Genomic DNA, 9,317 nt, shown 5'->3' with positions numbered 1-9,317 from the left:
CCGACACGACGGCGAGCCAGGCGCCAAAACCATCTGGCTGGGTCTCCAGGAGATCGCCGTCTTTGTAGAAGGCGCCCGCTATGCACGGCAGTTCGGGGAGGCGTGAGATGTGTGTAATGGGATGCATACACCCCCGCGGGGTCACTGCCAAAACTGCCAAATTGAGAAAAGACAGTTTTGACAGTGCGCTCCCTGGTGCATGCGGGGAAAAACCTTCCCACTCAGTGCCTCGCCCCGGCGGGAGGTGCAGACTTCGGATTCACGATGTAGAGCGTTCGCGGCTTGGTGCGTGTCGGCTCCTGCCAGGCTTCGAGGTGCCCCAGCTCCGCCAGCAGATCAAGCCCGGCCGCCACCTGCTTTTGATCGGCCAGCCCCGACCACCCCGGCCGCCAGACGTCCCGCGTCCCGAAGCCCTCCCGCGGCAGATCCCCTTTTGCAATCCGCTCCAGAATCCGCCGGGCGGTGTCTGCCTCGCCTGCCTGTGCCACGCCATAGCAGCGCCGGGCATGGCTTTCGAGATACACCGCCCAATGCAGCGCCCGGAGCGTCGAAGGGAAGCCCACCGGGCCGCCGTGCCCATCCGCCAGGTGGAAGACCAAGGCGAGGGCCGGGACCAGCTTGCGATACTTGGCAAGGTGGGATTCCAGGGCCGGGAACAGATCGCCCGACCGTAACCCCGCCTCGAAGCTGCACCGCCAGTCCGTGAAGGCTTCGAGGGCTTCCGGGTCGAAGCGCAGGAAGGGCGGGGCGTCCTCGCTTTCCTGTGTCGCCCCACGGGCCAGGGCGTCGAGGGCGTCGAGTTCATCGAACACCGTGAAGGCGGCTTGCTTGGCGGGGCCGTCCGGGATGCGGTCAATGTTCTTCCATTTGCCGCCGGCCTCGGGCCACACCAAGAGGCCGAAGCGGGCGAGCATCCCATCATCGGAAGCCCCGCCGCGCATGGCGGCCCGCAGGTATTCCCCCAGGGGGCCGGGCTGGGCACCGCCCACCACCCCCAGGCACACCGCCGGAACCCGCCGATGCCCGCGGCCGATGCGGTCGAACGTCCAGCCGTCTTTGCCGTTCCATCCGGTCATCAGGAAGGCGCGCAGCTCCGCCGCGTCTTCGCGGTCGAGGCCGGCGAGCCAGCCGGGCAGTTCATCCCGCACCACCAGCAAGCCGCGGGGGTTTTCGATCAGCTTTTCCGCCAGGGCTTCGACGGTGGCAGAGGCTACGGTGTAGCGGCGCAAGATCGGCGCTTCGTCGGCCTCGGGGGTCAGGAAGCTGGCCACGTCGACAAGGGCGTCCGGGTTCTTGCGTAGCGCCTTGGTCGCCTCACCCTTGCGGGCTTCGGCGCGGGCCTTGGCAATCTCGCTTTCTGCCCGCCACTGGCCTTGTGCGGCGGTCCATTCTTCCAGCGCCCTGGCCTCGAGGCGGACCACCGGGGCAAGGGCCGCCATCATGGCGGGGCTCTTCATCATGCCCGGGCGCCCGACGATGCAGCCCCACAGGTTGGGCAGCTCCTGCCAGTCGCTGAAGGCTTGGGGGCGGATCGCACAGCGCCGGCCGATCAGGTTGCCCAGCGCGGCCACCATGGGCACCGCAACGAAGTCGGGCGGGCACTGCATCCGCTCGGAAACGTCCTGCACCCAGGGCCGCAGGCGGTCGGGCAGCATGGCGTGATCGAAGGGGGCCACCGGGGCGAGGCCCTCGGGCAGCGGCTGCGGGTCGGGCCACGATGCCGCCGGCCAGGTGCGAGGGTCGCCGATGGCGGGGGCCAGGGCGGCGCGTTCGGCCGGGCTGGCGGGCTCGAAGGGTGGGGCCTTCATGGCTGCACCTCCTGCCCGTGGGCTGCACTGACGATGAACTCCGCCGCGGGGGCGCCCCCGGGGCGCAGCAGCACCAGCCGCAAGGGGCGCACCGCCACCAGCTCGGCAAGCAGCGCCCGCAGGCGCCCGGCATCGGGGGCCGGGGGCGTCACCACCAGCACCGACAGGGCCGCCAGGTAACGCCAATCGAGGCGGGCCGGGTCGGTGTCCGGCGGGCAGCAGATCGCCAGCCCCAGGCCGGTAACAGGGGCCACCGGCCAGCGGTCGAGATACACCACGACTTGGCGGAGCGCGGGCACCAGATCACGGGCGCGGGCGTCTGCCAGGTCGCGGGCATAGGCCGGCAGGCGCCGGCCTGGTGAGCACCGCCAGAAGACCGGGGCGGGGTCGGAGTGCGGGGCGGTCATGGTGCGTTCCCCTCGCATTGGTCAGCCATGGGGGCCGGGCTCTTGCCTGCCCGGGGCTTCTTTGCTCCCGTATTCGGGGGCGGGGGCAGCATCGATACCGGGCGGGCTTCTGCCCATTCCTGCACCTCCCTGAGCAGCCATCCAACACGCCGGCCGGACAGCTGCCGGGGCTGCGGAAACTGCCCCTTTCGGACCAGGTCTTGAGCCGTCGACACCGAAAGCGCCAACACATCCGCCAGAGTCTGAAGGTCAAGGAAGATCGGGGCGACGAAGCCTTTCTTCGAGGTGGCCATCATGAGCCCCCCTTGGAAGACTTGAGCAGAGCCGCGGCAAGCGCATCGATCGCCCTGCCACAGGCAGCCACGCGGGCCGGGCTGTCATCGGCCAGCACGCCCACCGTGAGAAAGCCGCAGTCGATCCAGGCGAACACCTCCGCCGCGGCGCTGTGCAGCTCGGGCGCGGCTTCGATCAAGGCTTCGTTGGCGTCTGCCTGGTCAAGGCCCACACCGCCCGAGAAGACTTCGCAGACGGTCACAGCATCCAGGCCGGTGCCGGCGGCAATGGTGCGATGGCCGACACGACGCCAGGGGCCAGGGGTGAAGGTGGGGGCGGTCATGATGCGGCCCTCTTCAGGTGGGCAGGCACGGGCCGCGGCATCGATGCTTTTGGCGGCGGGGCAATGCTGGTGGGCGCAGCGGGGGCGGGAGCCAGCAGGAAGGCAGAGAGGCGAACCAAGCCGGCAGTGCTACGCGGTGCCGGCGCACCAAAGGGGCGAAGCGGGCGGGCGGTCACGATTGCCCCCCTTCAGCCGCTTCGCGGCCTTCCACCTCGAACCACAGGGCCGCGGCAAGGGCTTCAGTCAGGAAGCCCAGCCCGCGGGCTTCGTCGGAGCTGAGCGGATCGGGGCCGCTCTTCGACGAATCCTTCCAGTCCGCTTGATCCAGCTGAAGGCGGCTCAGGAAGGCCGCCACACAGGCGGCATTGTGGAGCGTGTCCTTGGCAGAAAACCCAATGATGGGATTCAGCTTCACGACTTCGTCATGGGTGGCAATGGAGCGAGAGGTCATGACCGCCCCCTTTCCGCCGCTCGGTGCTCTTCGAGGGCATCCGTCAAATCCCGGATCTCCCGGGCCATCATGCTGCACGCCCACATGTAGGCCTCTTGCATGTCATCAGACATGGTGCGGAAGCCATCGCCGGTTTCGCCATAAGTCATCAACAGTAGGGCCTCAAGCTGGGCTTGACGGGCGGCGAGGTGGGAGGCGATGTCGCCAGCCTCCACACCAGGAACGAAGCCAAACACAGGGCCGGCCGCTTGGAAGGTGAGCGGGGTTTTCATGCTGCGGCCCCCCAGCTGGTGGCCGGCGAGCTGCCACCGGCACACGCCACAGACGGAAGATCGGCGAACGTGGAGAGCGGGAAGACCTGCATTTCATGGCCTTCGAGGTGGCAGCCCGGGCCAGACAGGGCGCCCGCCTTCTGCACCGCTTCGGCTTCGGTATCGCACTGCCAGGCGCGGCAGGCAAGCAGCCAGGCGCAATGACGGCCGCGGCTAGGCACCAACAGGGCGAAGAGGCCGGCATTGCGGGCAGCGGGCGGCATCTCGGGCAGCAGAATCGATTGCCCGGCAGCGAGGGCAGCCCGAAGGGCCTTGTTCGAACGCAGGAAGGCGAACGTGGTCGCCACCGCAGACAGGGAACGCCAACGCTGAATGACCACCACCGGGATAAAGCCCGCCTCAGACGGCGCAGGCCGCAGGGCGGCGTGATCGCCCATCAGCTGGCCAGCGATCACCCGGGAGACCGCGGCAGGGGCCGCGGCGCAATTCATCATGGGGCGCATGCTCAAGCCCTCCCAATTTCCGAAGCGTCACACTCGATCATGAGCATGTACCGGCCCTCAAGCTGGCAGCCCGGCCCGGTCAATTTAGCTTCCAGATCAGCCGCCTCCTGTTTCGTGTCTCGCATCCATTCGGTGAAAGAGAGATATGCGGCGAAGGTGTTGTCGGGCAGGCGCATCACCCCGCCAAAAGCGCCGGGCTCGCCAGCAATCTGAAGCGGGGCAAAGCCATCGCGGCGCATCTTCTCGACAAACGCCTTGAACATGGCGCGCGACGGGAAGCGCTGCCGGAAGCCCTGCAGCGTAGGCGCGGTGCCCACGACCAACGCGGGATAGTGGAGCACACGATAAACGGTCGGTTTCATGCTGCAGCCCTCCAAGCGAAGGCCACACGCCAGGCCAGCACGGGGCCGGTGAAGGGGCGAAGGGCGCGATAGAGAGCGAGGGACGGGAACACCTTGAGGGTGCGGCGGGGCGTGTGCAGACGTGTGCACGCCGGGGCATGGGTTGCCATGGTGTGGTGCTCCTTGGTTGCGGACTCAATCCGCCCCCGTCGCCAAACGGGGGGCGGGCCGAAGCGGGGTTGGCGAACCGGAACCAAGGGACCGGCAGCCCGTGAGGGCTCCCCACCCGGCCCGCCATTGAACAGGCGCACCACAGGTGTGACGGACGCAAAAAAAGCCGCGGAGCGGCTATTGTCCGCCTTGGTTGATCGGGTCGCCAAACCCGGCCCCCTTTGTTTCGGGGACGCTTGGAGTATCCGCCTCTTCAAGCTGCAGCGTCAAGCGTATGTACAAAAATTCTTTGCACGAAGAATTTTATACACACAAAATAGGGGTGATGAAGATCACCTTCGACCCGGCCAAGGACGCGGCCAACATCAGCAAGCATGGCGTTTCGCTGGGCATGGCGGCCGGGCTTGAATGGGACACTGCCCTGACGTGGCCAGACGAACGCAAGGACTACGGCGAACCCCGCATGGGTGGCATCGGCTATATCGGCCTACGCCTGTTCTGCGTGGTGTTTGTGGACCGCGCCGACACCCGCCGAATCATCAGCCTGCGCAAGGCCAACAGTAGAGAGGTTCAACGTTATGCCGAAACTTAAGCCGGGAACCCTCATTCCCACCCCGGAAGAAGACGCAGCCATCACCGCCGCAGCCCAGGCCGACCCGGACGCCGCGCCCCTGACCGATGCGGAGTGGGCGGAAGCCAAGCCCAAGGCCCGCCGCGGCCGGCGCTTGGCGGCCGTGACGAAGGAGCGAATCACCATCCGCCTGTCCCGTGACGTGGTCGAGAGCTTCCGGGCCAGCGGCGAGGGGTGGCAAACCCGCGTCGACAGCGCCCTGAAGGATTGGCTGAAGACGCATACGCCGGGGTAGTCGGCGAGGGCCAGGGCGCCCACCACGCGGCGCCGGCAGAGGCCAGCCGATCGCTGCAGGATCACGACCAGGCAGAGCACGAGCGGCCCCAGGATCTGGCCAGATCCAGACCCCAGGGCGAGGGGCAGCCCTACGCTTGTGCGGCGAGCTGCTGTTGAAGCACCCGGACCAGCTCTTGAGCCGATGAATCGTCGGCAACCTTGATGCTGCTGGTGCCCGAGCTGGTGGGGACCTTCACCACGTACTCGTGCCGCACGATGTTCCCGTAACCGGCCGTCTGCCCGCTTGAGGCGTTCGAACTGGCAGAGGTGCCAGAGGCTCGAGAGCTGTTCAGCTTCTCCCGGGCGGCCGCGGCGTCTGCCGTGCGCTTCGCTTCGTCCACCTGTGCCTTCATCACCTCGGCAAGCGAGCGCCCGTTGAGGTTCTGCAGTTTTCCGTAGGTGTCGACAGTCGATTCCGCGTAGGCGCGGGCCATCCCTTCGTCAACGCCAAGGCTCTTGAGCTGCTGCGCGTAGGTGTCTTGAGACATCACCGCCGCGGACAGGATGCCGCCGTTGGTGTCCGTCGCCCATCCGCTGTTTGACGCCTTTGCCTCGCTGGCGGTCTTCGCGGCGCTGGCGAACTCGTTCGCCGAATCGGTGGCGGCATCCCATGCGCTTTCAACCTTCGCCGCGGCCTTGGCTCCTGCCTCGCCTACCTTGTACATCTCCTCCTGCAGCTTGAGAACGTCGGGAAGAATGCCGCCGTTCGCAGCCTTGGCGGCTTCCGCATACTTCGCCCAGGCGGCGCGCTGGTCTTCGATCGCCCCGCCGTTGCGCTTGATGTATTCGAAGGCCTCGCCGGCCGCGTCCGCGGTTTTCTTGAGCGACTCTTGAGAGGTGATCCCCAGGCGCTTGTAAGCCTCTTCGAGCGAGTTGATACCCGGCTTCAGGTCGTCAAGCTGCTGATTGGCCTTGGCCAGGCCTTCCTTGAGACGATCGCCCGTGACAAGGCCTTGATTCCCCAAGGCCGTCCACCGATCAATGACGGCTTGAACGGCCTTTTCCGTGGTGGCGGCGCTGGCTGCCTGGTCGAGACTGGCGGCCAGCGCGATGCCAGCATCCAGCCCCTTGGCCCGCACATCATCCACACGGTCCGCCAACACGTCGAAGTTGTTGATTGCCTTCTGCGCATCGTCGTTGATGCCGCCGGCCAGGGTGCCCCAGTCCTTGCCCGTCCGGCGCAGGGCCTCGCCAAGCTGGGCTTCGAGGGCTGCAGCGAGGCGCCGGGCGCCTTGCTCGCTGTTGTCGAAGGCGGCCCGGGCGTTCACTTCGAAGGCTTGCAGGTCGACGTTCTTCAGGGCGCCTTCCCAAGCGTCTTGCACCTGGTCGGCGCTGATTTTGCCTCGCTGTGCCAGGGCATCCAGGGCGGCGCCGGCTTCGGCAATGCCCTTGACGTTGGAGAGGTCGAGATCCTTGCCGATCTTCTCCAGGGCGGCGGCCGTGGTTTCGCCCTTGTCGGTCAGCTCGCCGAAGTCACCGACCAGCTTCTTCGAGCGCTCCGAGAGGCCAAGGGCGGCATCGGCGGCGAGCTGCTTCTTTTGGGCAAGCTCGGCATCGGCCGCGGCCATGGCCTTTGTCGCCTTCTCCGCGGCCCGCATCTGCCGTTCGTTCTCTTCGATCATCTTGCCGTAGCCCATGGCCTTGGCGGCGGCTTCGCCCGTCCACTCGCCGATGTCCTTCAGGTTGGTGACCAGGAAGGCCAGGCTAAGCCCTTTCATCAGGGACAGCGCCCCGGCCAGCCGTGAGGCGGAGGCCGCTGCGGCATCGGCCGCAGTAGCGGCCGCCGCCTTGGCCTCGTTGTTTTTGATCTGGGTAGCGGTGTTGTCCTTGGTGGCGGTGGTGTTCGACGTGGTCGCCGTGGTGCCCGTCAGCATGTAGGCGGAGACCGAAGAGCGGGCCGCCGCGTTGGCATTCACCGCGGCCGTGTTCAAGGCCTTTGCCGTGGTGTTGGCGGCCGTTACCGCAGTGTCGGCCGCCGCGGCTGCAGAGGCTGCCGCAACGGCTGTCTTGAGCCCCAGGAGGTCGGCGGCAATCCCGTAGGCCTTCCACCCGAGCCAGGCCTGCCCCGCATTGATAAGCCCGGCCGCCAGGGTGTCCAGGTTGTTCGCAATGGCCTCGATGCCGGCGGCCACGCTTGCGCTTGTGCCGCTCGACTGGTCGAGCTGCCCGATCCAGAGCTGCCATTTGTTCTGCAACTCGGTGATCGCCCGGCCGATGGTAGGCGGAAGCTTCGAGAACTCGGCATCGAGCGCCCGCGCCTGCCCCTGCAGGGCATTGATGACGGTCGCGCTCGACAGCTGGCCCGCTTCCGCCATCTTGCGCAGCTCGCCCGTGGTGACGCCCAAGCCATCCGCCAGGGCCTTGGCCAGGCGCGGCGCCTGTTCCATCACGCTGTTGAATTCGTCGCCTCGCAGGACCCCGCCTTGCAGGCCTTGAATCAGTTGACTGACGGCAGCCTCTGACGCCGCGGCAGAAGCGCCCGAGAGCTGCACGGCCTGATTGACCGCCTCGGCAAGCTGCAGGGCTTCGGACTGGCTTACCTTGCCCGTCTGGAAGAGCTTGCCGAACAGCTCGCCCGTTGCCTCAAGCGAAACATTCGTCCGCAAGGCGACATCCTGAATTCCGGCAAAGGCCTCTTCGAAGGCCTGCCCCTCGCCAACGGCAAGCTTTACCTTGGCGATCAGGTTGGAATAGGCGTCCGTGGTGGCGGCGAGGCCGGCCAGCGAAGAGGCAGCCCCCTGTATGGCCATGAGCCCGAGATAAACCGACTTCAGGGTGACGATCTCATCCGAGATCGAGCGCACCCCGCGGGTTATCGCGTCGCTGGATTCGACCGACTTGCCCCGGGCGCCGTCCGATGCCCGCCCGATTTCATCGATGCCGGCGGCGGCCCGCCTGGTGGCGGCTTCGGTCTCATCGGCGCCGCGGCGCTGCACGTCGACCAGATCCTGTGTTGCCGCCTTCTGGCGGGCCTTCCCCTGTTCGACGGTCGAGGCAAGCCGCTCTTCCTCGGTGGCCCATTGGCCCGACTTCTTGCTGCCCTCCTCGATGGCGTTCGTCAGGGCATTGACCTTATCGACGCCAGAGACTTGGGCTTCGATCGCGACGGATGAAAAAGCATCAGTTGCAGCCATTTACGTGTTCCTCCACTCGTTGTTCCCATTCGTCGCCAAGCTCGGCCCGGAGCTGTTCAGCGATGCCCTGAGCAAAAACGTCCGCGGCGGTCTTGATAAAGCTCCCCATCGCCACCCGGTAAGGGTGATTCGACGCCAACATCTCAACACCAAGCGCCTCAAGATAGGCCTTGACCCGGGCGCACTGCGGGCCGCTGGGGGCGCTTTCCGGCGGGCTTTGGCGGGTGTCACCATCGTCCGCAAGATCGCCCCACGAAGCCCCCAGGCTCCGCCGAAGCGGCACAACGACAGCCCGGGCTAACTCGCTGGCGTTGGTGGCAATCATGACGCCCACTGCCATCACGAAGGGGCGCTTGGTGTCCGAGCACAGTTCAAGCCCCAGCTCGCTGATAGAGCGCTCAGCAAGCGGCATCACATACGACGCGGCGCCCTTGATGAAGCCGCCCATCGCCACCCGGTAAGGGTGACTCGACGCCAGTCGCTCAAGGCCGTGCGTCTCGAAGTGCGCCTTGAAACTTCCGCGGGGTAGCCCATGGGGGGCAATCTCGGGCGGGTTCAGGATAGCGGCGCCATCGTCGAGAAGGGAGCCTGTCAGAATTTTTGTGTTTGAGGCATAACGTAAGTCCCGAAAGGAAGAGTTATGCCAAGGAAGAAACCGAAACAGCCCCTGCCGCCCGTTGCAGCGTTGCCGGAGGGCGCGCAGGAGT

General features: G+C 66.7%; 14 protein-coding genes. 3 read left to right on the top strand and 11 right to left on the bottom strand.

Translation table 11 applies throughout. From position 1 onward, the window contains the following. The coding region (locus tag PHI64_RS23690; protein ID WP_363323771.1) for an IS4 family transposase at positions 1-106 on the top strand (106 nt) is incomplete at its 5' end. Positions 107-221: 115 nt separating this feature from the next. Here PHI64_RS23690 and PHI64_RS22770 read toward each other — a convergent pair. From PHI64_RS22770 to PHI64_RS22730, 9 genes are all read right to left on the bottom strand, one after another. Continuing rightward, positions 222-1,808 carry a YfjI family protein gene (locus PHI64_RS22770; protein WP_299888463.1) on the bottom strand — a complete coding sequence of 529 codons (1,587 nt, stop codon included), beginning with the start codon at positions 1,806-1,808 and terminating at the stop codon, positions 222-224. Further along, entirely contained in the window at positions 1,805-2,215 is a 411-nt protein-coding gene (locus PHI64_RS22765) for a hypothetical protein (RefSeq protein ID WP_299888460.1), read from the bottom strand. The genes PHI64_RS22770 and PHI64_RS22765 overlap by 4 nt, the downstream gene beginning before the upstream one ends. Then, positions 2,212-2,508 (bottom strand): AlpA family transcriptional regulator, encoded by a 297-nt coding sequence (locus PHI64_RS22760; protein WP_299888466.1) that lies wholly within the window; start codon positions 2,506-2,508, stop codon positions 2,212-2,214. Before PHI64_RS22760 ends, PHI64_RS22765 begins: the two co-directional genes overlap by 4 nt. Next, positions 2,508-2,831, bottom strand: coding sequence for a hypothetical protein (locus PHI64_RS22755; RefSeq protein ID WP_299888458.1), 324 nt, complete (start codon positions 2,829-2,831; stop codon positions 2,508-2,510). Before PHI64_RS22755 ends, PHI64_RS22760 begins: the two co-directional genes overlap by 1 nt. A gap of 172 nt (positions 2,832-3,003) precedes the next feature. Further along, entirely contained in the window at positions 3,004-3,282 is a 279-nt protein-coding gene (locus PHI64_RS22750; protein WP_299888455.1) for a hypothetical protein, read from the bottom strand. After that, positions 3,279-3,554 carry a hypothetical protein gene (locus tag PHI64_RS22745; RefSeq protein WP_299888452.1) on the bottom strand — a complete coding sequence of 92 codons (276 nt, stop codon included), beginning with the start codon at positions 3,552-3,554 and terminating at the stop codon, positions 3,279-3,281. The genes PHI64_RS22750 and PHI64_RS22745 overlap by 4 nt, the downstream gene beginning before the upstream one ends. Next, entirely contained in the window at positions 3,551-4,057 is a 507-nt protein-coding gene (locus PHI64_RS22740; protein WP_299888449.1) for a hypothetical protein, read from the bottom strand. The genes PHI64_RS22745 and PHI64_RS22740 overlap by 4 nt, the downstream gene beginning before the upstream one ends. A gap of 2 nt (positions 4,058-4,059) precedes the next feature. Then, positions 4,060-4,419 carry a hypothetical protein gene (locus tag PHI64_RS22735; RefSeq protein WP_299888446.1) on the bottom strand — a complete coding sequence of 120 codons (360 nt, stop codon included), beginning with the start codon at positions 4,417-4,419 and terminating at the stop codon, positions 4,060-4,062. Next, positions 4,416-4,568, bottom strand: coding sequence for a hypothetical protein (locus tag PHI64_RS22730; protein ID WP_299888442.1), 153 nt, complete (start codon positions 4,566-4,568; stop codon positions 4,416-4,418). Before PHI64_RS22730 ends, PHI64_RS22735 begins: the two co-directional genes overlap by 4 nt. Before the next feature lie 326 nt (positions 4,569-4,894). On the opposite strand from PHI64_RS22730, the gene PHI64_RS22725 reads away from it, so the two are divergent. Then, a complete protein-coding gene (locus PHI64_RS22725) occupies positions 4,895-5,161 on the top strand; it encodes a BrnT family toxin (RefSeq protein WP_299888440.1) in 267 nt (88 codons plus the stop codon). Continuing rightward, a complete protein-coding gene (locus tag PHI64_RS22720) occupies positions 5,148-5,435 on the top strand; it encodes a BrnA antitoxin family protein (RefSeq protein ID WP_299888437.1) in 288 nt (95 codons plus the stop codon). Before PHI64_RS22725 ends, PHI64_RS22720 begins: the two co-directional genes overlap by 14 nt. 130 nt (positions 5,436-5,565) lie before the next feature. Here the strand turns inward: PHI64_RS22720 and PHI64_RS22715 are convergent, their stop codons facing one another. Continuing rightward, positions 5,566-8,610, bottom strand: coding sequence for a tape measure protein (locus PHI64_RS22715; protein WP_299888434.1), 3,045 nt, complete (start codon positions 8,608-8,610; stop codon positions 5,566-5,568). Continuing rightward, on the bottom strand, positions 8,597-9,317 hold a 721-nt coding region (locus tag PHI64_RS22710; protein ID WP_299888431.1), incomplete at its 5' end, for a hypothetical protein. The genes PHI64_RS22710 and PHI64_RS22715, both read right to left, overlap by 14 nt.

Origin of the sequence: Zoogloea sp., from assembly GCF_028689785.1 — a bacterium.
Taxonomy (GTDB): Bacteria; Pseudomonadota; Gammaproteobacteria; order Burkholderiales; family Rhodocyclaceae; genus Zoogloea.
This window is presented reverse-complemented; position numbering and strand designations above follow the sequence as displayed.

Excerpts from the sequence above, each read along its gene's own strand:
- PHI64_RS22770 (WP_299888463.1), bottom strand. The coding sequence starts at position 1,808 with ATGAAGGCCCCACCCTTCGAGCCCGCCAGCCCGGCCGAACGCGCCGCC.
- PHI64_RS22765 (WP_299888460.1), bottom strand. The coding sequence starts at position 2,215 with ATGACCGCCCCGCACTCCGACCCCGCCCCGGTCTTCTGGCGGTGCTCA.
- PHI64_RS22760 (WP_299888466.1), bottom strand. The coding sequence starts at position 2,508 with ATGGCCACCTCGAAGAAAGGCTTCGTCGCCCCGATCTTCCTTGACCTT.
- PHI64_RS22755 (WP_299888458.1), bottom strand. The coding sequence starts at position 2,831 with ATGACCGCCCCCACCTTCACCCCTGGCCCCTGGCGTCGTGTCGGCCAT.
- PHI64_RS22750 (WP_299888455.1), bottom strand. The coding sequence starts at position 3,282 with ATGACCTCTCGCTCCATTGCCACCCATGACGAAGTCGTGAAGCTGAAT.
- PHI64_RS22745 (WP_299888452.1), bottom strand. The coding sequence starts at position 3,554 with ATGAAAACCCCGCTCACCTTCCAAGCGGCCGGCCCTGTGTTTGGCTTC.
- PHI64_RS22740 (WP_299888449.1), bottom strand. The coding sequence starts at position 4,057 with ATGCGCCCCATGATGAATTGCGCCGCGGCCCCTGCCGCGGTCTCCCGG.
- PHI64_RS22735 (WP_299888446.1), bottom strand. The coding sequence starts at position 4,419 with ATGAAACCGACCGTTTATCGTGTGCTCCACTATCCCGCGTTGGTCGTG.
- PHI64_RS22730 (WP_299888442.1), bottom strand. The coding sequence starts at position 4,568 with ATGGCAACCCATGCCCCGGCGTGCACACGTCTGCACACGCCCCGCCGC.
- PHI64_RS22725 (WP_299888440.1), top strand. The coding sequence starts at position 4,895 with ATGAAGATCACCTTCGACCCGGCCAAGGACGCGGCCAACATCAGCAAG.
- PHI64_RS22720 (WP_299888437.1), top strand. The coding sequence starts at position 5,148 with ATGCCGAAACTTAAGCCGGGAACCCTCATTCCCACCCCGGAAGAAGAC.
- PHI64_RS22715 (WP_299888434.1), bottom strand. The coding sequence starts at position 8,610 with ATGGCTGCAACTGATGCTTTTTCATCCGTCGCGATCGAAGCCCAAGTC.